The organism is Salegentibacter sp. 24 (assembly GCF_004362395.1).
Lineage (GTDB): Bacteria > Bacteroidota > Bacteroidia > Flavobacteriales > Flavobacteriaceae > Salegentibacter.
Genome location: NZ_SNWE01000024.1, coordinates 26607 through 50613, shown reverse-complemented (window position 1 = coordinate 50613; position 24007 = coordinate 26607). Strand labels below are relative to the sequence as shown.

The 24007-nt window shown below is 36.0% G+C and carries 26 protein-coding genes; 14 read left to right on the top strand and 12 right to left on the bottom strand.

The window, feature by feature from the left end; all coding sequences use genetic code 11:
• Nucleotides 1-24 precede the first annotated feature (24 nt).
• Together DET49_RS15340 and pyrR are read right to left on the bottom strand one after the other, a co-directional pair.
• Nucleotides 25-954, bottom strand: coding sequence for an aspartate carbamoyltransferase catalytic subunit (locus tag DET49_RS15340; RefSeq protein WP_133549259.1), 930 nt, complete (start codon nucleotides 952-954; stop codon nucleotides 25-27).
• Nucleotides 955-962: 8 nt separating this feature from the next.
• A complete protein-coding gene (gene pyrR / locus DET49_RS15335; RefSeq protein WP_133549257.1) occupies nucleotides 963-1502 on the bottom strand; it encodes a bifunctional pyr operon transcriptional regulator/uracil phosphoribosyltransferase PyrR in 540 nt (179 codons plus the stop codon).
• Nucleotides 1503-1748: 246 nt separating this feature from the next.
• Between pyrR and DET49_RS15330 the strand changes: the two genes are divergently transcribed.
• The 3 genes from DET49_RS15330 (at nucleotide 1749) to DET49_RS15320 (ending at nucleotide 3670) form a co-directional block, all read left to right on the top strand.
• Nucleotides 1749-2141 (top strand): DUF302 domain-containing protein, encoded by a 393-nt coding sequence (locus tag DET49_RS15330; RefSeq protein ID WP_133549255.1) that lies wholly within the window; start codon nucleotides 1749-1751, stop codon nucleotides 2139-2141.
• An 85-nt stretch (nucleotides 2142-2226) separates the two neighbouring features.
• Nucleotides 2227-2550: a phosphoribosylpyrophosphate synthetase gene (locus DET49_RS15325; protein ID WP_133549253.1), complete on the top strand. Its 324-nt coding sequence runs from the start codon at nucleotides 2227-2229 to the stop codon at nucleotides 2548-2550.
• Between the two features lie 181 nt (nucleotides 2551-2731).
• The gene (locus DET49_RS15320; protein ID WP_133549251.1) at nucleotides 2732-3670 is read left to right on the top strand and encodes a ring-cleaving dioxygenase; all 939 of its coding nucleotides are present in this window, start codon (nucleotides 2732-2734) and stop codon (nucleotides 3668-3670) included.
• Nucleotides 3671-3793: 123 nt separating this feature from the next.
• On the opposite strand, the gene DET49_RS15315 is transcribed toward DET49_RS15320, so the two are convergent.
• From DET49_RS15315 to ychF, 4 genes are all read right to left on the bottom strand, one after another.
• Nucleotides 3794-4987, bottom strand: a complete 1194-nt coding sequence (locus tag DET49_RS15315) for a hypothetical protein (RefSeq protein ID WP_133549249.1) — start codon at nucleotides 4985-4987, stop codon at nucleotides 3794-3796.
• 70 nt (nucleotides 4988-5057) lie between these two features.
• On the bottom strand, nucleotides 5058-5792 hold the full coding sequence (locus DET49_RS15310; RefSeq protein WP_133549247.1) for a class I SAM-dependent methyltransferase: 735 nt from the start codon (nucleotides 5790-5792) through the stop codon (nucleotides 5058-5060).
• A gap of 96 nt (nucleotides 5793-5888) precedes the next feature.
• Entirely contained in the window at nucleotides 5889-6551 is a 663-nt protein-coding gene (locus DET49_RS15305; RefSeq protein WP_133549245.1) for a hypothetical protein, read from the bottom strand.
• 163 nt (nucleotides 6552-6714) lie between these two features.
• The gene (gene ychF / locus DET49_RS15300) at nucleotides 6715-7809 is read right to left on the bottom strand and encodes a redox-regulated ATPase YchF (protein ID WP_133549244.1); all 1095 of its coding nucleotides are present in this window, start codon (nucleotides 7807-7809) and stop codon (nucleotides 6715-6717) included.
• 223 nt (nucleotides 7810-8032) lie between these two features.
• Here ychF and DET49_RS15295 point away from each other — a divergent pair, with 223 nt between their 5' ends.
• Together DET49_RS15295 and recQ are read left to right on the top strand one after the other, a co-directional pair.
• Nucleotides 8033-8965 (top strand): C1 family peptidase, encoded by a 933-nt coding sequence (locus DET49_RS15295; RefSeq protein WP_133549242.1) that lies wholly within the window; start codon nucleotides 8033-8035, stop codon nucleotides 8963-8965.
• Nucleotides 8966-9086: 121 nt separating this feature from the next.
• A complete protein-coding gene (gene recQ / locus DET49_RS15290; RefSeq protein ID WP_133549240.1) occupies nucleotides 9087-11204 on the top strand; it encodes a DNA helicase RecQ in 2118 nt (705 codons plus the stop codon).
• Here recQ and DET49_RS15285 read toward each other — a convergent pair.
• The 3 genes from DET49_RS15285 to DET49_RS15275 all read right to left on the bottom strand — a co-directional run bounded on the left by DET49_RS15285 (nucleotide 11201) and on the right by DET49_RS15275 (nucleotide 13562).
• Nucleotides 11201-11992, bottom strand: a complete 792-nt coding sequence (locus DET49_RS15285) for a tRNA pseudouridine synthase A (RefSeq protein ID WP_133549238.1) — start codon at nucleotides 11990-11992, stop codon at nucleotides 11201-11203. The genes recQ and DET49_RS15285 overlap by 4 nt on opposite strands.
• A gap of 33 nt (nucleotides 11993-12025) precedes the next feature.
• Nucleotides 12026-12823, bottom strand: coding sequence for a lysophospholipid acyltransferase family protein (locus tag DET49_RS15280; RefSeq protein ID WP_133549236.1), 798 nt, complete (start codon nucleotides 12821-12823; stop codon nucleotides 12026-12028).
• A gap of 97 nt (nucleotides 12824-12920) precedes the next feature.
• Nucleotides 12921-13562, bottom strand: coding sequence for an NUDIX hydrolase (locus DET49_RS15275; protein WP_133549233.1), 642 nt, complete (start codon nucleotides 13560-13562; stop codon nucleotides 12921-12923).
• On the opposite strand from DET49_RS15275, the gene DET49_RS15270 reads away from it, so the two are divergent.
• Nucleotides 13561-14319: a peptidylprolyl isomerase gene (locus DET49_RS15270; RefSeq protein WP_133549231.1), complete on the top strand. Its 759-nt coding sequence runs from the start codon at nucleotides 13561-13563 to the stop codon at nucleotides 14317-14319. The two genes, DET49_RS15275 and DET49_RS15270, sit on opposite strands and share 2 nt — an antisense overlap.
• Here DET49_RS15270 and DET49_RS15265 read toward each other — a convergent pair whose 3' ends face one another.
• A complete protein-coding gene (locus tag DET49_RS15265; protein ID WP_133549229.1) occupies nucleotides 14320-15036 on the bottom strand; it encodes an RDD family protein in 717 nt (238 codons plus the stop codon). It lies immediately after the preceding gene.
• Nucleotides 15037-15071: 35 nt separating this feature from the next.
• Here DET49_RS15265 and DET49_RS15260 point away from each other — a divergent pair, with 35 nt between their 5' ends.
• From DET49_RS15260 to DET49_RS15225, 8 genes are all read left to right on the top strand, one after another.
• Nucleotides 15072-16049, top strand: coding sequence for a stage II sporulation protein M (locus DET49_RS15260; protein WP_133549227.1), 978 nt, complete (start codon nucleotides 15072-15074; stop codon nucleotides 16047-16049).
• The gene (locus DET49_RS15255; protein ID WP_133549225.1) at nucleotides 16030-16887 is read left to right on the top strand and encodes a hypothetical protein; all 858 of its coding nucleotides are present in this window, start codon (nucleotides 16030-16032) and stop codon (nucleotides 16885-16887) included. Before DET49_RS15260 ends, DET49_RS15255 begins: the two co-directional genes overlap by 20 nt.
• On the top strand, nucleotides 16887-17645 hold the full coding sequence (locus DET49_RS15250; RefSeq protein WP_133549223.1) for a DUF4129 domain-containing protein: 759 nt from the start codon (nucleotides 16887-16889) through the stop codon (nucleotides 17643-17645). Before DET49_RS15255 ends, DET49_RS15250 begins: the two co-directional genes overlap by 1 nt.
• Nucleotides 17638-18852, top strand: a complete 1215-nt coding sequence (locus DET49_RS15245) for a DUF4350 domain-containing protein (RefSeq protein WP_133549221.1) — start codon at nucleotides 17638-17640, stop codon at nucleotides 18850-18852. Before DET49_RS15250 ends, DET49_RS15245 begins: the two co-directional genes overlap by 8 nt.
• A complete protein-coding gene (locus DET49_RS15240; RefSeq protein ID WP_133549219.1) occupies nucleotides 18833-19834 on the top strand; it encodes an AAA family ATPase in 1002 nt (333 codons plus the stop codon). The genes DET49_RS15245 and DET49_RS15240 overlap by 20 nt, the downstream gene beginning before the upstream one ends.
• Nucleotides 19834-21165, top strand: coding sequence for a DUF58 domain-containing protein (locus DET49_RS15235; protein WP_133549217.1), 1332 nt, complete (start codon nucleotides 19834-19836; stop codon nucleotides 21163-21165). Before DET49_RS15240 ends, DET49_RS15235 begins: the two co-directional genes overlap by 1 nt.
• 233 nt (nucleotides 21166-21398) lie before the next feature.
• Complete coding sequence (locus tag DET49_RS15230) at nucleotides 21399-21731, top strand: hypothetical protein (protein ID WP_133549215.1); 333 nt, start codon at nucleotides 21399-21401, stop codon at nucleotides 21729-21731.
• A gap of 133 nt (nucleotides 21732-21864) precedes the next feature.
• Nucleotides 21865-22821 carry a LysR family transcriptional regulator gene (locus tag DET49_RS15225; RefSeq protein WP_133549213.1) on the top strand — a complete coding sequence of 319 codons (957 nt, stop codon included), beginning with the start codon at nucleotides 21865-21867 and terminating at the stop codon, nucleotides 22819-22821.
• Nucleotides 22822-22874: 53 nt separating this feature from the next.
• Here DET49_RS15225 and DET49_RS15220 read toward each other — a convergent pair whose 3' ends face one another.
• A complete protein-coding gene (locus DET49_RS15220; RefSeq protein ID WP_133549211.1) occupies nucleotides 22875-23072 on the bottom strand; it encodes a hypothetical protein in 198 nt (65 codons plus the stop codon).
• A gap of 133 nt (nucleotides 23073-23205) precedes the next feature.
• The gene (locus tag DET49_RS15215) at nucleotides 23206-24006 is read right to left on the bottom strand and encodes a TIGR00266 family protein (RefSeq protein WP_133549209.1); all 801 of its coding nucleotides are present in this window, start codon (nucleotides 24004-24006) and stop codon (nucleotides 23206-23208) included.
• Between the last annotated feature and the right edge of the window lies 1 nt (nucleotide 24007).

Sequence of the window (24007 nt, the reverse complement as noted above, 5' to 3'; positions counted from 1 at the left end):
GAACTTAGGTAACTAAAAGTTTTTCTAGCGGTTTATCTTCGAAGCTAGTAAATAAATCACAGCCATTCGAACGGCAACCCCATTTTGTACCTGGTCCAAAATAATTGCATTTTCTGCATCAGCAACATCACTTGTAATTTCAACTCCGCGATTAATTGGGCCGGGATGCATAATTACGATTTCTTTATTCAAGCTTTCCAGCATTTTTTTATTTACCTGGAACTGTTGGGCATATTCGCGGGTACTAGGAAAATAGCTAATATCCATTCGCTCGTTTTGAACTCTTAGCATATTGGCCACATCACACCATTCCAAAGCTTTTTTAAGATCGGTTTCTACCTTTACTCCCAAAGATTCAATATGTTTTGGTAAAAGCGTTTTAGGACCACAAACCTTTACCTCAGCTCCCTGAAGTTTTAGTGCGAAAATATTTGACAAGGCTACTCTGCTGTGAAGGATATCTCCCACAATAACGACCTTTTTTCCGGATACTTCTCCTAAACGTTCACGTATAGAGTAAGTATCTAAAAGTGCTTGTGTTGGGTGCTCGTGAGCACCATCTCCCGCATTAATAATACTGGCTTCTACGTTTCTTGAAAGAAAGATCCCAGCCCCGGGATTTGGATGCCGCATAACCACCATATCTACTTTCATCGATAAGATATTGTTTACGGTATCTATTAGCGTTTCACCCTTTTTCACTGATGAAGATGCAGCCGAAAAATTAACTACATCGGCACTTAAACGTTTTTCAGCAAGTTCAAAAGAAAGCCGGGTCCTTGTGGAATTTTCAAAAAATAGATTAGCAATGGTAATGTCTCGAAGCGAAGGGACTTTTTTAATTGGTCTGTTAATCACTTCCTTAAAATGATCGGCGGTTTTAAAAATAAGCTGAATATCTTCTTTGGTAAGATATTTAATTCCCAGTAAGTGATTTACACTTAATTCGCTCATATACTTAATTATTTAGAAACCAGATAAACCACGTCTTCTCCATCATTTTCTTTCCAGTTTACTATTACTTTTTCTTCGTTAATCGCATCTACCTGCCTTCCATTATAATCTGGTTGAATAGGTAAATGACGGCTAAATCTCCTATCTATAAAACTCAATAATTCAATTTCTGCAGGCCTACCAAATGATTGTACCGCAGTTAATGCGGCTCTAATACTTCTTCCAGTATAAAGAACATCATCTATAAAAACCACTTTTTTATCTTCTACTATAAAATCAATTTTGGTTTTATTGGCTTCTAGGGGTTTGTCACTTCTCCTAAAATCGTCACGGTAAAAAGTGATATCCAGATGGCCGTAATTTAGATCTGTGATGTTATATTCTTCTCTAAGTATTTTAATAATTCTATGCGCAAGAAAAACACCGCGTGGCTGAATTCCAATAATTACGGTATTCTTAAAATCGGTATGATTTTCAACTAGTTGGCAGGCAAGACGATGAAGAATAATATTTATTTCAACAGCATTTAGTAATATTCTTTGGCCCATAGTTTAATTACAAAAGTAGAAGTTCTATCACAAAAGTAAGCTTTTTTATTTTTTCCTGAAGTTGAAGAAGCTTGAGTTTAAAAATAATTTCCATAGCCGCTCCAATAATAATCAATATTAAATGACCCCAATTCCAAGGACTAATTCAATACTGAATATTTAAGAAAAATTTAAACCTAGATTTCAATCATTTTACTTGGTATTCTTTGTAAATTAAGAGTAAAATAAACTGATAAAAATTAAGTTATGAGCTACTATTTCAATACTATTTTAAAGGAAAAGAATTTTGATAAGGCGATAGAAAAGGTTACAGCCGCTTTAAAAGAAGAAGGTTTTGGTGTGCTGACGGAAATCGATGTAAAAGAAACCTTGAAGAAGAAAATAGATGTAGATTTTAAAAAGTATAAAATTCTTGGCGCCTGCAATCCGGAATTTGCCCATAAAGCACTTAAAAGTGAAGATAAAATTGGTGTTTTACTGCCCTGTAACGTTATTGTCGAAGAAAATGACAATGGCTCAATTGAGGTTTCAGCTGTAGACCCGATAGCTTCTATGCAAGCAGCCAAAAGTGAGGATTTAGAAGGAATCGCCAGGGAAGTCCAGCAAAAATTAAAAAAAATTATAGCTTCCTTAAGCTAAAAATTTAAAGCACAATAATAAACTGATTACCAGTTGCTTTACTCCAATAAATTAAGTAATTTCACTGGTAGATTTATAGGAAATTATGTTGGTAGAAAGACACGATTACGAAACAGTGAGTCAGGCTATAAACGGTTTGGCTGTGCGCGGTTATACTACCGATTTTAAATTGGAGCCCGAAAAGGATAAAATTGTAGCTACCCAACGTTCATTAGAACTTTCTCCTGAAGAGTTTGAGATTGATGAGATTTACCGTTTTGAAGGAATGACAGATCCAGGGGATGAAATGATAGTATACGCTATCTCCTCCCTTAATCATAAAATCAAAGGCATATTAGTAAATGCTTTTGGCACTTATTCAGATTTGAATACGTATAATATCGTAAAAAGGTTACGCAAACATCTTTAAATCTTTCAATTGGATATTTTCTATCCAAAAATTTCCTATAAAATCTTTAATTTTATATCCCGCAAGTGAGTTTCGAATTAGAATTACGGTTGAGATGATTATTTAAATTCTCACTAACCTTAGTTTTACAATTATTTTAACCGAAATGCACTTGCTTTTTACTTAATTGTATTAAAAAGCTATGGAAGATAAAATACTTGGTTTACACCATATCACTGCAATCGCCGGAGATGCACAACGCAATTACGATTTTTACACCAAAGTTTTGGGATTACGGATGGTAAAAAAAACAGTAAATTTTGATGATCCGCAAACCTATCATTTCTATTTCGGTGATAAAACAGGAACACCGGGAAGCATTCTTACCTTTTTTCCCTGGCAAAGGGTTAAGCAAGGAAAAAACGGAGCAGGTATGGCCACTGAAATCGGTTATTCTGTTCCAAAAGGGAGCCTGGATTTTTGGCAAAAACGTTTTGAAAGCCACGGCGTAGAATTTGGTAAAATTAGAGAGCAATTTGGAGAACAATTTTTACCATTTCGTGATCCAGACGGGCTTAATTTAAAATTAGTAGTGCCTAACCATCAAGACGATCGTGAGGCGTGGGAAACTGAAGAAATAAAAAAGGACGTAGCTCTAAAAGGTTTTCATAGCGTAACCCTTACACTTTATAATGTCGGGCCTACAGCGAGTATTTTAACCGAACTATTTGACTATGAACTCGAAGAGAAAGCTGGTGAATTTTATCGATATAAAACCAATGCGGTAAAAAATGCAGCAATTATAGATATTCATGAAGATTCTAGTGCAGCGCGTGGTATTAACGCCGGTGGTACCAATCATCATATAGCATTCCGAGTTAAAAATGAAGAAATCCAAATGAATTTCCGGGAAAAGATTGTTCAAAAAGGTTTACAAATCACTGAAAAAATTGACCGAGATTATTTCTTCTCTCTTTACTTTAGAGAACCAGGAGGAGTTTTATTTGAAATTGCCACTGATAATCCAGGCTTTACAAGAGACGAGAATTTAGAAGATCTGGGAACCAGTCTAAAACTACCAGCTCAATACGAACAGGCAAGAGAGCGGATAGAAAAGCTCCTACCTCAAATAAAACATTAAAAAAAGCCTAACTAAAACAATCTAAATTTCCTGTTTAGGCCAAAACAATTTGGCTCTGGATTTAACATGTTCTGAATTTAAATAATTTAAAATCTTAAATCTAGCATTTTTCTAGTATGGGAGCTACTCTACCACATACATTTCGTTAGAAGCCTTTATATATTCCTGCGGATTAAAAGTAGATTCAAAACTATTCCGCACGACATTTAATTTACTTTTTAAATCAGCGATTTTAGTTTTTAGATACTCATCATCTTCATATTTCTTAATAAGCGAATCGTATTTTTTGAGGTTCTCCAGAATTCTAAAAGTAATTGTTCCAAATCGAATTTTCAGGTTCTGTACTGCGATCATCTGGTCATGATAGTCCTGTTTCCAATTCTCGGGATTTTTCGCTTTTTCTTCAGCTATTTTATTCTCGGCTATTTTGGAAATATCCAGAATATACTGGGTACGTTTTTTAGCATCAGTTTCGTTGGTGAAATTTCGATCAAATTCCTCAGGATCTATTCTTAATATTTTCACCAAATTTTCATGCATCGCCTGCTCCTGTAACTCCTTTAGTTCATCCAAGTTTTTATTAATGGATTCCCATTCTGTCTCAATAAGATCCTTATCATGTGTAAATTGCGCTACAGTTGTGGTTAGTTTCAGCATTTCGGTACTTTGCTGTTTAAGCTTTTTATCGCCCCATCCCAGAGAATTAATAAAACTGCCAATTCCGTCAAAAACGGTACCAGCGAACATTCCCGTAAAGGGAGTCCCCTTTGCAAGATCTCCGGTAACATCCAAAATATGACTTAAAGCAGAAAGCCGTGCATCATTTTTCTTTTCTTCCTCCACAAACTTTCTAAATTCACCAAACCACTCCTGATAACCTTCATAATGCATAGGATTACTAACCTGATCAAGAGTGGCATAAAATTCCCGGGAGGCGTTGAATAGGTTGAGGGGCTTAATTTCACGTTCCATCGATGCTAAATTTAGTACCGCAGAACTGTAATTATATTTGTAAACACTGATGGTATTTTTATCAATTTCTTCTTGGCGCTCCTCTAGAAATTTCACTCGTTCTAATAGTTTTTCTACTTTTTCCGCAGAAGAATTGGTATTTTGAATACTTTCATCAAGGTTACTAATTTTTGAATCTATTTCTTTTATTCTGTATTCCAGATTCTGACTTAGCAAACGGCGCTCTCTGTTGAGTTCCTGAAGTACTTGTTGCGTAACTGATTGGTCCTCAGCGAAACCTTGGGCCAAAGAATTCTGAAAAAATATTCCCGTAATAAACAAGAAAACAAAAGCTATTTTATTCATTATCAATTATTTTAATCGGCTATTATTAATTTATAACGAACCCAGAACAATCATATTTTATGCCAGGTAATTAATTGGTTAATTTTCCAAATCTAAAAAGGATTGGAAAAATTACCTTATTTACTGAACCAAAAGTTACTTTTAGCTCATTTGTAATAAGATCCACTGGGTTCTGCCCATTTGCTTTCTCGAAATGTTTAACAGCACTCCAAGTTTTTAAATATCCAATGAGTTGATTAAGTGTCCATTGATATTCCTGGAAAAACTCAGGACTTTCAATTTCCTGAAAGGCAAAAGGAATTGTCTGATATTTTTCATCTAAATACCTGCGTTCTTTATCCCAGTAAGTACCAATGATCTCATTATAAAATTTATGGATAACCTCATCGGTTTCAGAATTGCTTTTAAACAAGGAATATCCGATTATGGCAATAATTCCGCTGGTTTTTAATACTCGTTTTGCTTCCTTATAAAAAGCATCAAAATTGAACCAGTGAATGGCTTGCGCTACAGTAATAATATCAAAATAATTACTTGGAAAGTTTGTTTTTTCCGCCGGCTGTAAAGAATAATCAATATTAGATTTGTGTACGGCATTATTTAATTGCTGCTTGCTAATATCGGTTGCTTTTACTTCTTTAAAGAATTTTGCGAGTTCTCCTGCCACCTGACCATTCCCAGTTCCGCAGTCCCATGCATGTTCGGTGCAATTTAAATTCTCCTTAAGGTACTTAAATAGATCCCCTGGATAATGGGGTCTAAATTTTGCATATGAGGATGATTCAAAAGAAAAATTGTCTTTCATCTATTAGCTGTAAATGATATTTAAATCAATATGAACCAAAAAAGAACCGCCCAAAAGGACAGCTCTTTAGATACTGCTTACCATATAATTTTTTTATTACCTATCAAGGCTATCGGATACTTCCTCATAGTATACACTATCTATCGCTCTTGGATATGTGCTCAACATTGCATCTGCTGAGGGGGCATCCATTTTCTTCATAACATTGGCGGTCTTAATAAAGAAAGAACGAATTTCTTTATCAGCATCCGCTGATTTCATATCTATTTCTTGAAGTTCATTTTTTAATTCATCTACTTCTTCAGAAAGTTCTTCATAAAAATTTTCCTGGAGATCTTTCAAAGAAGCCACCGTAATTTGCAATTGCCTATTTAAGTTCTCCGAAGTATTACTTAAACTATCTTCCATAGCTTCAAGTTCTTGACTAGTTTCTAATCCATATACCTGACGTCTCTCGGAAATAGCCGCTGCAAATTTCTGCAAAGCTATAGTAGGATCAATTTCTTCCTGCATTTCTGCGTATTCATCATCACCGCTAATATACGTAAGGTAATCTGCCATAGCATTAGCCTCATAAGAATAATTAGACATTGTATCCTGCTCAACTTCTAAGGGTTCTATATCTATCTCTGAATCCTCCGCTTTCTTATCCCCATCATTACAGGCGACCAGTAATCCACCAGCTATCAGAATAAATCCTGTTTTCTTAGCAAGACCTATAGTTCTAAATATAAAATTAAAATTCTTATCTAGTTTCATTATCTCTAAAATTTTGGTTGTTTAGATTAAAATTAGGAAATAAATAACCGTTCTAGATAATCATAATGATAAACTATTTTTAAAACTTTTAGATCAAATTTTAATTTTAGTTAATTCTAACTAGAATATAGCGAAAAAATAAAATATATCTTAAAATAAGAAATTAAACATTAAACCTGAAATGCATAATATCGCCATCTTGCACGATGTATTCCTTCCCCTCTACCCGCATCTTTCCAGCTTCTTTTACTTTGGCCTCACTGCCGAAATGATCAAAATCGGTATAAGAAATTACTTCGGCTCTAATAAACCCTTTTTCAAAATCGGTATGGATCACACCCGCAGCTTGGGGTGCAGTAGAACCAACGGGAATAGTCCAGGCTCGAACTTCCTTAACACCGGCAGTAAAATAAGTCTGTAAATTTAAAAGCTGGTATGCTCCGCGTATCAACTTTGCCGAACCAGGTTCCTCAAGACCAATATCCTGCAGGAACATTTGACGTTCTTCAAAATCATCAAGTTCAGTAATATCAGCTTCAGTTCCTACTGCAAGTACCAGCACCTCTGCATTTTCTTCTTTTACAGCTTCCCTTACTTTATCCACATGGGCATTTCCCGAAACCGCAGAATCTTCATCTACATTACAAACATACATCACTGGCTTGTCGGTGATGAACTGAAGTGGTTTTATAAAGTCTTTCCGTTCCTCCTCGGTTAAATTTATCGCCCTAACCGATTTCCCTGCTTCCAAACCTTCTTTAACTTTGCTTAGTGCAGCCTCTTCCTTCTGAGCCTCCTTATTGCCAGTTCGCGCAGCACGTTTTACTTTCTCCAATTTCTTATCGGTTGTTTCCAGGTCCTTGAGCTGAAGTTCCATATCTATAGTCTCTTTATCACGGATAGGATCTATAGAACCATCCACATGTACAATGTTATCATTGTCAAAGCAACGTAGAACGTGCAGAATTGCATCAGTTTCCCGAATATTGCCTAAAAATTGATTACCCAGGCCTTCACCTTTACTAGCCCCTTTAACAAGTCCTGCAATATCAACGATCTCTACAGTAGCTGGTTGGACTTTTTCGGGTTTGACCAAATTTTCCAATCTCTGGATCCTTGTATCTGGTACATTTACCACTCCCACGTTAGGTTCTATAGTACAAAATGGAAAGTTGGCACTTTGTGCCTTAGCGTTAGAAAGGCAATTAAAAAGGGTTGATTTTCCCACATTTGGTAATCCTACAATTCCGGCTTTCATAGTAATGATTTTTTGCGGCTGCAAATGTACGGATTTTCTATTGTCGTCACTAATTTCTTTTATTGCTACGCTCCGATTTTATTCCGAATATTCATTTTTTTTACCCCATCTATAATATTAGTATGTTTATTGATGTTAAGTATTATTAAAAACCCAGGGAAAAATTAGTTTGCTAATACTACCTAAAATAATTCCCTGAAGATTCATTAAAAATCCATATGCGATGAAAAAATTAAATGTATTCCTATTAATATTAATATTTAGCCTATCGGGATGTTATAAAGACAGGAACGATTTAGACCCTACCGGAAATCCTATATTACCTGAAAATCCACAAGAGATCGATCAAAGATTTGTAGCAGAAAATGGAGAGGTTTATTTTACTGGACTAGAATGCACCGGTACAGGAGATTACAATGTTGATACTGAAAATTTACTAAGTGCTCTTAGTATCCCTGATACCCTACCTGATGCTTTTGATTTATCTGAATTTCTTCCACCCGTGGGGAACCAGGGGGATCTAGGTTCTTGTTCATCCTGGGCCACGAGTTATTATATGAAATCATTCCAGGAAAAAATTCAATCTGGTTTGCCCTATTCTGATAATACGATTTTCAGTCCATCATACACTTATAATCAACTAACTGACAGTGAGTGCGGAGGAACCTCCATTGCAGCTACCTTAGCAATAATCGAAGAACAGGGAGTTGCCGCTTTAGAAATATTCCCGTATTACGAAAATGATTGTAATACCCAACCTGAAGAAGATGTAATTCAAGCAGCTGGCGAAGCCAAAATAGCAGATTTTAAAGCACTAAGTGGAGAAAACATGGTGGCAGAAATAAAAACCCTGCTCACCCAACAACAACCAGTTATCATCGGCACTGTACTTTCTCCTGAATTTGGAGTAACGGATAATTTTGGTCTAACGGCCTATCGCCCCCATAACATAGATTATGAGAACGTAACCTGCCACGCAATGTTGGTGGTTGGTTTCAATGATGATTTTAATGCTTTTAAAGTAGTGAATTCTTGGGGAATAGGTTGGGGAGACAGCGGTTTTGTATGGATAGATTATCTGGCTTTTGAAAATGTTATCAATGAAAATTCAAACTTCAGGGTCATTAATCAGGCTTATGTAGCCTACGATCTTTAAATTCTATTGGAGTTTATCATCTGGGATGCCCTAAATATAAACCAAAGTTAAAATTAAATGATTCTTCTAATTTAAATGTATTCCAGTTTGTGATTTGTCACATTGGGCTAACTTTGCGACTATGGAAAATACCAGGGTTTTACATACGCTAAAGGAATATTTTGGTTTTGATAGTTTCAGACCACTTCAAAAAAAAGTTATCGATTCGATTTTTGAAGGAAAAGATAACCTGGTGATCATGCCAACCGGGGGAGGTAAATCCATATGTTACCAACTTCCCGCCATTTTACTTCCGGAAATTACTTTGGTGATTTCTCCACTGATCGCTTTAATGAAAGACCAGGTGGACGGACTTACCGCTAATGGGGTTGCTGCAGCATTTCTAAACAGTAGCCAAACAGAAAATCAACAGCAGGAAATCTTCAAAAAAATTGATTCAAAGACTTTAAAGTTACTCTACGTTGCGCCTGAAAGTTTACAATTTGTAGACCGCTTTTTGAGCGATGGCAAAATCAGTTTGATAGCGGTAGATGAAGCACATTGTATTTCTAGCTGGGGTCACGATTTTCGCCCCGCCTATACCCAACTTGGTTATCTTAAAAACCGCTTCCCCAATACACCAATGATTGCCTTAACAGCTACAGCGGATAAAGCTACACGAGAAGATATTTGCAAACAACTAAATATTACCAGCGCTGAAAAACACACTGCTTCTTTCGACCGCAAAAATCTTAGTTTAGATGTTCGTCCGGGAATTAAGCGATTTGAACAAATCACCAATTTCATAAAAACCCGAAGCAATGAAAGTGGTATTATTTATTGTTTAAGCAGGAAAAACACCGAAGAAATTTCTGAAAAACTGCGGCGTCAAGGATTTGAAGCCGAAGCTTATCACGCAGGTTTGTCGCCGGAAAAACGGATTGAAATTCAGGATAATTTCATCAACGATAATTCTAAGATCATTTGTGCCACCATTGCCTTTGGGATGGGTATCGATAAATCAAATATTCGCTGGGTGATTCATTATAATATGCCTAAAAACTTGGAAGGCTATTACCAGGAAATTGGCCGAGCTGGACGGGACGGTTTGCCTTCGGAAACAATCCTCTTTCATAGTTATGCCGATGTGGTTCAATTACAAAAGTTCGCTTCAAATTCTGGAAACCAGGAAGTCCAGCTCGCCAAACTGGATCGGATGAAACAATATTCGGAAGCTTTAAGTTGCCGAAGAAAAATTCTTCTAAGTTATTTTGGAGAATTAAAAAAGGAAAATTGTGGCAATTGCGATATATGTAAAAATCCTCCGCAGTTTTTTGATGGAACCATTATTGCGCAAAAGGCCTTATCCTGTATCTTCAGGCTCAAAGAAAGTGAACCTATCACTTTAGTGATAGATGTGCTTCGCGGCTCACAGAATGAAGCTGTCTTCAGTAAAAATTATCAAAAAATTAAAACCTTCGGGATTGGAAAAGATACCTCGTGGCATCACTGGCAGCAATATATTATTCAACTGATCAATCTCGGTTATTTAGAAATTGCTTTTCACAGGGGCAATAATTTACAGCTCACCTCATTGGCAAAAACCGTACTTTTTGAAGGCGGAAAAGTACAACTCGCAAAAGTTCCAGATCGGAAAAAATTCAAACTCGCAGAAGAAAATGATATTTCCGAAAGCACTTCAAATAATTCCCTTTTTGAGAAATTAAGGCAATTAAGATTGAAAATCGCCAGAGAAGAAGAGATACCTGCTTATCTTATATTTAATGACGCGACCTTAAAACAGATGGAAAAATCGCGGCCGGTTACCGATGACGAATTTCTTCAGATTAACGGCGTAGGTAGACAAAAAATGCAGGATTACGGGTATGAATTCATTAAAGAAATCATTGCGTTTAACAAAGAAAAAAAAACTACCAAAAAGCGCAAACAAGCTAATACTTATAAAACCACATTAGCCTTATTGGGCAAAGATTTAAGTTTAGAGGAAATCGCCAGGAAACGAGAATTAGCTCTTACTACCATTTATTCCCATTTAGCAAAGTTGTATGCCGAAGATGAGGATGTGGAACCTTTGAAATACATTTCAAAATCCGATTTTAAGGCTATAAAAAAGGCAAAAGAAGAACTTGGAAATCCTGAAGGTTTGAAACCATATTTCCAGCATTTTGAGGAAGCCATGGATTATGGTACTATACGCTTAGCATTAGCTGTTTTAGAAAAAGAACAAGCAAAAGATTAAAAATCTTCGAGTCCAATTTTGTTTAAAAGCAATCCGGAAGCCGGCACTATATAATCCATTTGCATTTCAACCCCGGGCTTCAAGCTGTTTTCCAAATCTTCTAAAGTCAGTTCCCCCTTTCCAAGCTGTAATAAAGCACCCATCATTAATCGAACCTGATGTCTTAGAAATCCGGCACTATGAATATGAAAAATATAAGACCGCTTAGGAAAAAAACTGGCAGTTATTTCAGTGTTTTCAACCAATTTTGATACCGCGATCTCTCTTTCAAACATACTATTTTCTGAAACCCGAACGCAGTAATTCCTAAACTGGTGTTTTCCCTCAAAAATTTTTGCGCCTTTTTTCATTAGTTCAATATCAAGATCGAATTGAAAATTTGCCATTAAGGGTGCGCAAAATGGATGATTTTTTTCACCAAAACTAAAGAAATAAGCATATTCTTTTAGTTTTGGATGTTGAATAATATTGAACTTTGAATCTACCTCAACAATAGAGAGTGCTCTAATATCCTGAGGTAAATTTAGATTGAATTCCTCTAAAAACTCATCAAAATCTGATAGAGGCTCGTAGTCAAGAAACAGTTCAAAGGCCGATTCCTGAGCTGAGACCATGGCATCAGTTCTACTGCTACCTAGAATTTTAAATTTTTCAGTAGGCATAACATACCGCAAGGTTTTTGTTATGAGCTCCTCTACCGTCTTTACATGGGGTTGCTTTTGCCAACCATGCAAGCGGTAACCTAAATACTGAACTTTAATAAGATAAAAATAGCGTTTGGGTTGCAAATTTTTGTTTTTCCGGATTCCTGACAATCAAGGCTAATATTCTCTTTTTTTATTTAATTCTTCCATATCCTCTAGCGCTTCAGAAGGAATTACTTTAAGGAAGGAAGGGTGTTGCTCTATGGCGTATTCCAGTTTACTTACAATCTCTTCTATGGAATCATTTTCATAATCTATTTCAAGGGGTTCCTTAATTTGCATCGTTTGTAGAATTCCACGTTTCTTCACCCTTATTCCTTTCTTATCAAATGAGCGTCTAAACCCATCAATCACTATAGGAATTACCACTGGTTTGTATTGTTTAATTATATGAGCAGTTCCTTTTCTAATGGGTTTAAAAGGTTTGGTGGTTCCCTGTGGAAAGGTGATCACCCAGCCATCTTCAAGGGCTATTCCAATATTCTTGGTATCGTCTGGATTTACCTTACGTTCGACTTCTTCACCTTTTGCACGCCAGGTTCTTTCTACACTAACGGCTCCCGCATAGGCCATAATCCTATAAAGCAAACCGGCATTCATGGTTTCCTTGGCAGCCACGTAATATATATTGAGTTTTGGCTGCCAAATATAGCCTATGTTTTTAATTGAATCTACCCTACCGCTGAGGCTGGCGTTGAAAACGTGAAACATTGCGGTGACATCGGCGAAATAAGTTTGGTGGTTGGAAACAAAAAGCACATTGGTATCAGGAAGATTTTTAATGATATCTGAGCCTTCAATATTTAATTCATTATAACCGCGATATCGTCGATGGGTTAATAATCCGAAAATACGGATAAGCCACTTTTTCAGAAATAAAATATGTCCAAACGGATTTCTTTTTAATAATCCCATAGTTTAAATTTCAGTCCCTGCTAACCCTTAACCAGTTAGCTTACATATTCAACAATTCTTAAAAATTAACCCGCGCAAATATAGTAATTCTTAGTTTTTAAAAGCTTTCTCTAAAGATTTCCCTTATTTCGCTTAGCATCATCCCTGTAGCTCCCCAAACAATTTGTTCATTTAATTTAAATGCGGGAACGATCATTTTGTTAGAATAACTGGTACTCAATTCTTGCTTTACAAAATTAGAATGATCCAGAAAATGATCTAAATCCACTTCTAAAATTCGCTCTACTTCACTTACCTGTGGTGTTAAAGTCGGTGTTTCTTCCAGCAAACCCAAATAAGGTTGTACCCAGAAATTACTTGGGGGAATATATAAGCGTGTAAGTTCCTTTATTACCTTAATTTTACTTCTGGGAATCCCAACTTCTTCTTCGGTTTCTCGCAAGGCAGTTTGTTCCAGATTCTCATCTTCAGGTTCCACACGTCCACCCGGAAAACCAATTTGATTTGAATGAACACCTTTGTAGGTTTTTCTTAAAATTAAAACGAGGTGGGTTCTATCAAAAATATCAGGGTAAAAAACAGCCATAACCCCAGCCCTATTAGGCTGAAGGCTATCAACATCAAGATTTTCCATCGCTTTACTTCGATTACCCGGCATTAATTTATGATGCGCCCTTTCTCCCGGAAGGACAATTTTTTTTAATTTTGGAATCCTGTCTTTAAAATCCTGAAAATCCATGAGAAATCTTATTTCTATTTTTTCTTTATTCCTAATTCTTTTTTTCGCAAGTTGTGAAGATAAGCAATCTTCCAGTAAAAACGCTTCCAAAACTACTTCTGAAAATGAAGTTATAGCTCCTAAAACTTCCAAATTAGATTCCTTAAAAGCAATATACGCTGAGAAAGAGAAAATAGTGAAATTAGATACTACGGAGACTGACGACCGATTTCCTATTCCCCAGGAAAAGCTTATTCCTTTTTTAACCCAATACGGAAAAGAGAATCCTGAGAACCGCGTTCGTATTAGCACAAATTTTGGTGATATTGAAATAATGCTTTATAGCGATACCCCCCTACATCGTGCGAATTTTATTATGCTGGTAAAGAAAGGCTATTTTGATAATACTTATTTCCATCGCGTTGCACCTGGTTTTGTAATCCAGGGGGGTAATTCAGATAATATTTCAACCCCTAAAAAAAGATCTAATATTGGCGACTATCTTATTCCAAGTGAATTTAATGCCGGTCATAAACATACTTATGGAGCTTTTTCAGCAGCAAAATACAGTGAACAAAACGTGAGTAAGGCTTCTTCTCCCTTTGAATTTTTTATCGTCATGGATAAAAACGGCACACCTCATTTGAATAATGACCATACTGTCTTTGGACGGGTCACCAAAGGAATGGATGTAGCCGAAAAAATCGCAAAGGTAAAAACTGGTCAGTCGGAATGGCCTATTAATAATGTGGAAATGGAAGTTGACCTGATTGACTAATTAAGCACGTTGGGTGTAAAAATTATAATCGGTTATTACCTGCTGAATAAAGTCCATTGGCGATTCCTTCGGTTGTGTCTCCAGTAATTCTGATAGTTTTTCTGAAAGCGATAAAATAAGTTGGTGATTTTGGTTTCTCCTGGCAGTTTGGTAAAGATTTTTAATATCCTGTACATCGGAATCCTTTAAAACACTGACTTGTGGATATTTTGGCACATAGCCTTCCGGAACATCGACTGCTAAACTTCGACTTAAATTAGTCCTTGGTTTTTCAGAAATCACCGTGGTTTTAGCAGCAAGATCACCTAGACGCTGCCCTTTACCGTTTAGTAATATAGTTACTACCGCAATAGCCCCACTACTAATAGAAATATCAATAAAACGCAATAACCATCTTATTAAATATTCAGAAAAAGCCGGCCGGCTACCATCTAATTTTACGACTCTAATTTGCAAAGCGGCCTTTCCAGGGGTTTGACCATTATATAAACTTTCCCATAATAAATAGTATAACAACGAAGGCAGTCCCATAATCAGGTAATACACCCATTGACCGGAAGCATCTAATCCTGTCCCTGCAAGTGCAAGGGAACTCATCACAATATATAAACCAATAATAAACATATCAACGATAAAGGCGAGGATTCGATCACCCACACTAGCAACATTCTGATCAATACTTATATTTTGAGCGGTTTCAATTTGAAAATTATCCATTTAATCTGTTTCTTTGAGTCATAATAGAAATTACCATGCGTGAGGCAGCTTTTGTGAAGCAAAATAAGGATAAATGGTTGAAGTTTGAAAGCTTGCTTCAAAATAAAAATAGGCTGCATCCGGAGCAGCTCTCTAATATTTATATTGAAATCAGCGATCATTTAAGCTATGCTAAGACTTTTTATCCAAAAAGCAATACTACTACCTATCTAAACCAGTTAGCAGCCAGTGCTCATCAAAAAATTTACAGAAACAAAAAAGAATCCCGAAACCGGTTTATCACCTTTTTCAGTAAAGAATTCCCCTTGTTTTTCTATAATTTTCAGAAACAACTATTGCTCAGTTTTTTGATTTTTGCTCTCTTTTCTGCAGCAGGAGCATTTTCCGCAGCGTCGGATCATACTTTTGTTAGAAGCATTCTAGGGGACGCTTATGTAAATATGACCTTACAGAATATTGCTCAGGGGGATCCTATGGCGGTTTATAAAAATATGGCAGAGACGGATATGTTCCTGGGAATCACCTTAAATAACATTCGAGTTTCCCTAATGGCTTTTAGCATGGGTATTCTTGCGGGCATAGGGACGGTATTTATATTAATGCAAAACGCGGTAATGCTGGGTTCCTTTCAGTATTTTTTTTATGATCAGGGCTTGCTGTGGGAATCGGCAAGAACAATATGGATTCATGGAACCATAGAAATTTCAGTAATAATTATTGCCGGTTGTGCCGGGTTGGTAGTTGGAAAAAGCATACTTTTCCCTGGAACTTATACCCGGCTGACCTCCTTTGTGAAAGGAGTTAAAAACGGACTTAAAATTGTGATTAGTACCATTCCATTTTTTATTTTAGCTGGATTTCTGGAAGGTTTTGTAACCCGACACACCCAAATGCCCGATTGGCTGGCAATTTTAATTATCGGAAGTTCATTAACTCTCATTATATTTTACTATATATTTTATCCCATATTTTTACACAAAAAACAACAAATTCATGAAGCAGGATTACATTGATTTTAAGCAACAGCGTGAGCTGGGGGATATCATAAGCGATACATTTAAATTTATACGTGAAAATTATAAGGCCTATTTTAAAAGCGTAATTAAAATCCTTTGGCCTGCATTTTTATTATTAATTGCTGCCGTAGCTTATTATTCATATACCACTGTAGGAAACTCCCTTATGTTCGCTCAGGATGGCGGCTTTTTTATAGGATTTGGTTTATTAATGATTGGTTTGTTATTATATTATGCAGTATTGAATGTAGCAGCTTTTCATTTTATTAAATCTTACGTACACAACCACGGACTACCAGATCACGAAGATGTAAAACAAGGTGTGAAGGCGGACCTGGGAAAGATGTTTGGTCTTGGGGCTATTACCTGGATTCTTATTTTCGTCGGACTTATAATTTTAATTATTCCAGGTATTTATTTAAGTGTACCGTTAAGTATTGCAGCTGCCGTTTTAGTATTTAAAAATGAAAGCATTGGGGGTAGTATTTCGGAAAGTTTTCATCTGGTGAAGGACAACTGGTGGATGAGTTTTATAAGCCTTTTCCTTATTTGGCTAATCATTTATATAATTAGCCTTATTTTTCAAATTCCAGTACTTATTTATACGTTTGTAAAAATGTTTACCATCATGGAAGAGCAATCGGCTTCCGCACCTAATGTAGCCGATATGTTTGACTGGGTGTATCTTACCTTAACCATAATTGCTTCTGCCATTCAGTATTTGCTTTATGCTATCACCCCAATAGGGGTGGCCTTTGTATATTACAATTTGAACGAACAAAAATATTTTACCGGCGCCTACGAAAGCATTGAAAACCTTGGGAAAAACGATTGATGGTTAAATTTTTACTTTCCCTCAGTTTTATTTTCTTCGGAATCTCAGGTCCGCAAGCACAAATAGTAATAGATTCTACTGAAATAAATCAGCGTCTACCTGACAAGACCCTGGAAAAAGCTGATTTTGATAGTAAAGAAATTGAAAAATATAAAGCGGAAAAAGCTTTTGATTATCTTGAAAAAATTGAAGAAGATTCGTGGTGGACACGCTTAAAACGTTGGGTGGAACTTAAATGGAATGCTTTTTTGCAATGGCTTTTTGGCGACTATCAAACAAACTCATTCTGGAGTACCGTTTTGTCAGCTCTTCCTTATGTGTTGTTAGTTTTGGTTCTCGGCTTGATTACCTGGCTTTTTATTCGGTTAAATCCCGGAAATGCCGTGATGGCTGAACCTTTAATGGGCAAGGTAAATCTAAAAAAGGAAGAAGATATTGTAAGATCCGCTGATATTTCATCATTAGTTAACAAAGCTATTGAAGAAGAAAATTACCGTCTTGCTGTACGATTTCTATATTTAAAAAGTTTGCGATTGCTGGATCAAAAAGAACATATTTCCTATAGATTCCAAAAAACAAATCAAGATTATATCAATGAAATATATAAAACTGAAATAAAAGATCAGTTCACCAAGATCACCCGACTCTATGATTTTATATGGTATGGTGATTTTGAATTATCCAAAGGTCGGTTTGAAAAAGCCAATAGGGAATTTACCCTTATGGAAAACAACTTGAAAAACGCGGACAATGGGTAAAACATCAAAATTATTTTTTGGTTTTTTTCTGCTCCTGTTACTTTTTCTAACTTACCTTGAAGCGACAGAACCACAGCCGGTGAATTGGACACCGAGTTATATGAATGATGATAAAATTCCCCTTGGGAGTTTTGTTTTTTATGAAAGTTGGAAAAACACCAATAAATGGGAATTCGAAGAAATTGTGAGTCCCCCCTTTGAAAAGCTTACTGATAGTATAGGAAATGGCACTTATTTCTTTTTAAATAATACTGTGAATTTTGATCGGGATGAATTGGACAGGCTGTTGGACTGGGTCTCTAAAGGAAATGAATTGTTTGTTTCTGCACGCTCCATTAGCCCTGTTTTATTGGATACACTTAATTTGGAAACAAAAGTTTTTATACCAGAAAATAACCTCAGTTCTAAACCACAATTGAATTTTGAAAATCCGGCATTAAAAAACAAAACAGATTATCAATTTAAGAATGAATTTCCTTCACTTTATTTTCATCAAAAGGATAGTGCTAAAGTTGAAATCCTGGGAAGGATAAATATTCAGGAAGATGATAACCAAAGTCAACCTAATTTTATCAGTTCGAATTTTGGTAAAGGAAAGATCTATCTCCATAACACCCCGGAAGCTTTTGGCAATTACTTTTTGCTAACGGAGCAAAATTATGAATATACTGAAAAGATCCTGGCATATATAAGTAAGGAAAAACCAGTCTTTTTAGATAATTATTATAAAGCTGGAAAAACATTTTATTCCTCACCACTTTATATTTTACTGAGCGACAACAAGCTTAAATGGGCATACTATTTTTTACTTGCTGGCAGTATTTTGTTCATTATTTTTGAAGGTAAGAGAAAGCAACGTGCGATTCCTATAGTAAGACCTTTAAAAAATCAGACTTATCAATACGCTAAAACAGTGGGTGACCTTTATTTAGAACAAAAGGAATACAACGAATTGATCACAAAAAAAATCAATTTGTTTTTAGAATATATCAGGATATATTATAAAATTTCCACAACGGTCATAGACGAAGATTTCTATACCTTATTAGCCGCAAAATCTGGAAACAGCGAAGCATCGGGAAAAGAACTTTTTTCGAAAATAGCACAATTTTCAAATAGGCCTAATGCCGGGAAAGCTGAGTTTTACGATATTTCTCAGGCAATAAATAATTTTAAATCACATTCCAATGGAAAACCACGAACGTAAAGAAACTGAACCCCTAGATTTTGACAACCGCATTCCCTTAGACGATCTAAAAGAAGCCGTTGCGAGATTAAAAGACCAGCTGGCAAAAGTAATTGTTGGTCAGAATGATTTTGTAGAATTATTAATCGCAGGTTTACTTTCAAACGGTCACGTTTTAATTGAAGGCGTACCCGGGGTCGCCAAAACCTTAACCGCAAAATTATTCGCTAAAAGCCTTGATACCAATTTCAGCAGAATTCAGTTTACACCAGATCTTATGCCGAGTGATGTTCTTGGAACTTCGGTTTTAAATGTACAAAAAGGCGAATTTGAGTTTAAACCCGGACCTATTTTTTCCAATATTATCTTGATCGACGAAATTAACCGCGCTCCGGCCAAAACCCAGGCTGCTTTGTTTGAGGTAATGGAAGAACGACAAATTACCATAGACGGGCAACAACACGATCTGGATGCTCCTTTTATGGTCCTGGCGACACAAAACCCTATAGAACAAGAAGGTACTTACGCGCTTCCTGAAGCTCAGTTAGATAGGTTTTTATTTAAAATTAAGGTGGATTACCCAAGCCTTGACGAGGAAGTAGCTATTCTAAAGACTCATCACAACCGCAAAGGCCTTCTTCCTGTTTCACAGATTGAAGCAGTATTGAATCCCAAGAATCTCAATGAGCTAAAAAGTCAGATCCAGGAAATTATCCTTGAAGAAAAACTGATGCATTATATTGCCGGCATTGTAGGTAAAACGCGAAATCATTCGCACGTTTATCTTGGTGCCTCCCCCAGAGCTTCCATTGCGGTGATGAATGCTTCTAAAGCCTTTGCTGCAATAAAAGGAAGGGATTTTGTTATTCCCGAAGATATTAAAAGAGCACTTAATCCTGTTCTGGCACACCGATTAATTATTAGTCCTGATAAGGAAATGGAAGGGATAAGTGCCAAAGAAGTAATAGAGATGATCTCCCAATCTGTAGAAATCCCACGTTAGTGCTTAAATTTTTTAAATCCTTATATTTAAACCAACGTTTTTACTATGCGATCTTTACCATCGCACTACTCTTTCTGTTTTCCTATTTTATCGAATTTTTATATGGATTCACCTGGGTTCTTAGCCTAATACTGCTACTTCTATTTGGAAGCGATTTGATAAGTCTCTATAGAAAGAACCAAGTAAGTGCAGAGAGAATTCTTCCGCAGAAATTATCAAATTCAGACGAAAATGAAGTGGAGATTATGGTCGAAAACAAATATAGATTTTCGATTAATGTTGAAATAATAGATGAAATCCCAATACAATTTCAGAAAAGAGATTTTTTAAAAAAAATAAAAATCGAGGCCGCTACTACGGAAAGATTCTCTTATTATTTACGTCCGGTTACTCGCGGCGAATACTTCTATGGGAAACTAAATATTTACGTTTTTACAAATATAGGCTTAGTTAAAAAACGCTTGGTTTTTGGAAATCAACAAATGCTGAAAGTATATCCTTCATTCATTCAAATGAAGCAACTCGATTTTCTGGCCATTGATAATCGATTATCCCAGCCCGGTTTAAAAAAAATACGCCGAATTGGTCATACAATGGAGTTTGAGCAAATAAAAGAGTACGTTCCGGGAGACGACGTTCGAACAATTAACTGGAAAGCCAGCGCTAAACAGGGCGAACTTATGGTTAACCAGTTTCAGGATGAAAGGGCACAGCCTATTTACTCGATTATCGATACTGGACGAGTTATGAAAATGCCCTTCAATGGTCTGAGCTTGCTGGATTATGCAATTAACAGCAGTCTTGCATTTTCTAATATAGCGCTTAAGAAAAAGGACAAAGTAGGCCTAATTTCATTTTCAGCTAAAATTGAAAGTATTCTTAAGGCTAATGCAAAACTGAGTCAGTTACAGCAAATTATGGAACGCTTGTATAATATTAACACGAAATTTCCAGATTCAGATTTTAGTATGCTTTATAGCAATTTGCGAAAAAGTGTCTCCCAGCGAAGTTTAATGATGCTATATACTAATTTCGAACATATCTCAGCTCTAAAAAGACAACTCCCCTATTTAAAAGCAATTAATAAAAAACATGTGTTAGTGGTTATTTTCTTTGAAAATACCGAATTAGATAAAATAATCGCAAGCTGTCCAGACAATACGACGGATATGGCACACCAGGTTATTGCGGAAGGTTTTGCGCACCAAAAGAAACTAATGGCAGCTGAGCTTCGCAAACACAGCATCAACACTTTACTTACCAGGCCCGAAGAATTAAGTATTAACACCATTAATAAATATCTGGAAATTAAAGCCCGCGGGATTCTTTAACTAGAACTTAAGATCCGCCAAATTACTCCGTCACCTGACACGCTTTTAAATTCTTTTACAGGTTGCCTCCCTAATACTACATATCAGTAGTAAATCAACTTAATTTTTTGAAATACTCATCCAAGAGTAGCGACAGTTCAGCAACCAAAAGTTACAACTGGGTGAATAATATTAATCTGGCATTCGGAACCAGCTTATTTTTAGGATTATAAACCAATAAAAATAAAAGGATTATGAAAACAATTGCCATTCTACTGAGTCTCTTTCTAAGCAATCTGGCTTTTGGAAAAATGCAGGAAACCCGAATAACTTGTGTAAATGCAGAGAATCTTTCTTGGAAATATAGAAAGGTTTGCCCTACTTTTTTTACCAAAGATAATTTTTTTCAAAAAGCACCAGTTCAAGCTGAAGTATACCAAATTAAGGACGGACGACCTTCGATAACTTTCCCCGAAATTCCTATCAATACCTTCGAAATAACCTTTCTAGATAAGATGGAGAATCAAAAAATGGATTTTAAAACAAACAGAACGCCGAACGAAGATTTAAAAATATCCACAATCTAATTTCTGAAATATTGAACCTTCGATTGTAGATTTGAAAATAAATTTAAATTGACTTCATATAGATAAAATCATATTTAACTTGATTTAAAATAGAAAAAACAAATACATTTGCAGGAACATAAGGGATCAATTTATGACGATAACACAACTGCATTATGTGTTGGCCGTTGCCGAACACAAAAATTTTACCAAAGCAGCTCAAAAGGTTTTTGTGACCCAGCCTACATTAAGTATGCAAATTCAAAAACTGGAGGATGAACTGGATGTACAAATTTTTGATAGAACAAAGAAGCCAATTCAGCTTACTGAAACCGGCCAAAAGATCGTTCAACAGGCCAGAAATATTGTTAATGAAAGTGATAGAATTAAGGATATTGTTGACCAACAGAAAGGTTTTGTAGGGGGAATTTTTAAATTGGGTGTTATTCCTACAGTGATGCCTACTCTTCTGCCAATGTTCATCAATAATTTCATTAAAAAATATCCGAAAGTTAAACTCAAAATAGAAGAGTTAAACACCGAAGCCATAATTGAACGGTTAAGGGAAGGTCACTTAGATGCTGCAATTGCCGCAACTCCCCTAGAGTTACAGGGAATCAAAGAAAATGTGCTTTATTATGAACCCTTTGTGGGTTATATTCCAAATACACACCGGCTTCATCCTAAGGAAAAAATCGAAATTAATGATCTCGACATAGATGATATGCTGCTGCTTGAAGATGGACATTGCTTTAAAGACGGTATTCTTAATCTTTGCAAATCCTCTAGAAACTATGATGACGATCATTTTCAACTGGAAAGCGGAAGTTTTGAAACCTTAATAAAACTGGCAAATGAGGGGCTGGGCATGACACTCCTTCCCTATTTACATACTATGGATATAAAAGACGCTGAGAAGAAAAACCTAAGAATGTTTAAAGAGCCAGTACCCGCAAGGGAAGTGAGTCTTATCTATAACCGAAGTGAATTAAAAATGCAGATTATTGAAGCATTGCGTAGCACCATAGAAGGGGTGGTAAAAGGTGCTATAGCTTTTCATAATGTAAATATTATAAGTCCTGTAAACAAAAAGAAAGCATTTCAGGAATAAAAATTAGAAGTTAATGTAGTATTTAATAAAAAAGCGGCCAAAGCCGCTTTTTGTTATGTATTTAAATAAGTTAAACATTGATTAAGTTCCGGATTTTGACGAGTTAAAGCTAGAATCCAGATACGAAGTTCCTCTATTTCGTGAGGTAATAATCGTTGAAGTGCCTTTTTCACTTCCCTACAAAACAGTGCGGGATCAAAACTGACCTTGTCAAGAACAGTTTTGGTATATTCAAACATCGCTCTCGCCATAATTTGAAAGATTTAAATTAGAAGTTAGTTTTAAAAAGAGTAGAAATCTTTTAATAGGCTGTATTTTTTTAAGACCTTCTAAATATACTAAAAATTTCTATATCCCTGTTTAATTCACAACTGTTTAACAACCCTAAAATCTACGATCACCCCCAATAACATCTCCTAATCCCCCTAGAATACTGCCTTCTCCTTTATCTTTACCCCCAGCCTGTGGTGCTGCCTGCAAAATCCGGTTCGCTAATCTACTAAAAGGAAGGGATTGGACATAAACCGTTCCCGGACCGGTAAGGGTTGCAAAGAAAAGACCTTCTCCACCGAAGATGGTGTTCTTAATTCCTCCTACAAATTCAATATCATAATTTATATCCTGGGTGAAACCTATAATACAACCGGTGTCTATTTTTAATTTTTCACCAGGAGATAATTCTTTCCTGGCCATGGTACCACCCGCATGAACAAAGGCCATGCCATCCCCTTCTAACTTTTGCATAATAAAACCTTCACCTCCAAAAAAACCGCGACCGAGTTTTTTGCTGAATTCTATTCCTACGGCAACACCTTTAGCTGCACATAAAAAAGCATCCTTCTGACAAATGAATTTATTCCCGAACCGGGTAAGATCTATAGGTATAATTTTCCCTGGATAAGGCGAAGCAAAACTGATCCGTTTCTTTCCCTGAATTTCATTGCTGAAAATGGTCATAAAAAGACTTTCTCCGGTAAGCAAACGCTTTCCGGCCCCAAGGACTTTACCCAAAAATCCTTCATTCTCTTTAGAGCCATCCCCGAAAATAGTATCCATCCTAATACCATCATCCATCATCATAAAATTGCCTGCTTCTGCTATTACGGCTTCTCTAGGATCGAGTTCCAGTTCCACGTACTGCATTTCTTCACCAAAAATCTGATAATCTATTTCATGTGCATTCATA

Excerpts from the sequence above, each read along its gene's own strand:
- DET49_RS15215 (WP_133549209.1), bottom strand. The coding sequence starts at position 24,006 with ATGAATGCACATGAAATAGATTATCAGATTTTTGGTGAAGAAATGCAG.
- DET49_RS15310 (WP_133549247.1), bottom strand. The coding sequence starts at position 5,792 with ATGAAAGACAATTTTTCTTTTGAATCATCCTCATATGCAAAATTTAGA.
- DET49_RS15280 (WP_133549236.1), bottom strand. The coding sequence starts at position 12,823 with ATGGGATTATTAAAAAGAAATCCGTTTGGACATATTTTATTTCTGAAA.
- DET49_RS15320 (WP_133549251.1), top strand. The coding sequence starts at position 2,732 with ATGGAAGATAAAATACTTGGTTTACACCATATCACTGCAATCGCCGGA.
- DET49_RS15325 (WP_133549253.1), top strand. The coding sequence starts at position 2,227 with ATGTTGGTAGAAAGACACGATTACGAAACAGTGAGTCAGGCTATAAAC.
- DET49_RS15305 (WP_133549245.1), bottom strand. The coding sequence starts at position 6,551 with ATGAAACTAGATAAGAATTTTAATTTTATATTTAGAACTATAGGTCTT.
- DET49_RS15230 (WP_133549215.1), top strand. The coding sequence starts at position 21,399 with ATGAAAACAATTGCCATTCTACTGAGTCTCTTTCTAAGCAATCTGGCT.
- DET49_RS15255 (WP_133549225.1), top strand. The coding sequence starts at position 16,030 with ATGAAGCAGGATTACATTGATTTTAAGCAACAGCGTGAGCTGGGGGAT.
- DET49_RS15330 (WP_133549255.1), top strand. The coding sequence starts at position 1,749 with ATGAGCTACTATTTCAATACTATTTTAAAGGAAAAGAATTTTGATAAG.
- DET49_RS15220 (WP_133549211.1), bottom strand. The coding sequence starts at position 23,072 with ATGGCGAGAGCGATGTTTGAATATACCAAAACTGTTCTTGACAAGGTC.
- recQ (WP_133549240.1), top strand. The coding sequence starts at position 9,087 with ATGGAAAATACCAGGGTTTTACATACGCTAAAGGAATATTTTGGTTTT.
- DET49_RS15245 (WP_133549221.1), top strand. The coding sequence starts at position 17,638 with ATGGGTAAAACATCAAAATTATTTTTTGGTTTTTTTCTGCTCCTGTTA.
- DET49_RS15315 (WP_133549249.1), bottom strand. The coding sequence starts at position 4,987 with ATGAATAAAATAGCTTTTGTTTTCTTGTTTATTACGGGAATATTTTTT.
- DET49_RS15295 (WP_133549242.1), top strand. The coding sequence starts at position 8,033 with ATGAAAAAATTAAATGTATTCCTATTAATATTAATATTTAGCCTATCG.
- DET49_RS15240 (WP_133549219.1), top strand. The coding sequence starts at position 18,833 with ATGGAAAACCACGAACGTAAAGAAACTGAACCCCTAGATTTTGACAAC.
- DET49_RS15270 (WP_133549231.1), top strand. The coding sequence starts at position 13,561 with ATGAGAAATCTTATTTCTATTTTTTCTTTATTCCTAATTCTTTTTTTC.
- DET49_RS15225 (WP_133549213.1), top strand. The coding sequence starts at position 21,865 with ATGACGATAACACAACTGCATTATGTGTTGGCCGTTGCCGAACACAAA.
- ychF (WP_133549244.1), bottom strand. The coding sequence starts at position 7,809 with ATGAAAGCCGGAATTGTAGGATTACCAAATGTGGGAAAATCAACCCTT.
- DET49_RS15275 (WP_133549233.1), bottom strand. The coding sequence starts at position 13,562 with ATGGATTTTCAGGATTTTAAAGACAGGATTCCAAAATTAAAAAAAATT.
- pyrR (WP_133549257.1), bottom strand. The coding sequence starts at position 1,502 with ATGGGCCAAAGAATATTACTAAATGCTGTTGAAATAAATATTATTCTT.
- DET49_RS15265 (WP_133549229.1), bottom strand. The coding sequence starts at position 15,036 with ATGGATAATTTTCAAATTGAAACCGCTCAAAATATAAGTATTGATCAG.
- DET49_RS15340 (WP_133549259.1), bottom strand. The coding sequence starts at position 954 with ATGAGCGAATTAAGTGTAAATCACTTACTGGGAATTAAATATCTTACC.
- DET49_RS15260 (WP_133549227.1), top strand. The coding sequence starts at position 15,072 with ATGCGTGAGGCAGCTTTTGTGAAGCAAAATAAGGATAAATGGTTGAAG.
- DET49_RS15250 (WP_133549223.1), top strand. The coding sequence starts at position 16,887 with ATGGTTAAATTTTTACTTTCCCTCAGTTTTATTTTCTTCGGAATCTCA.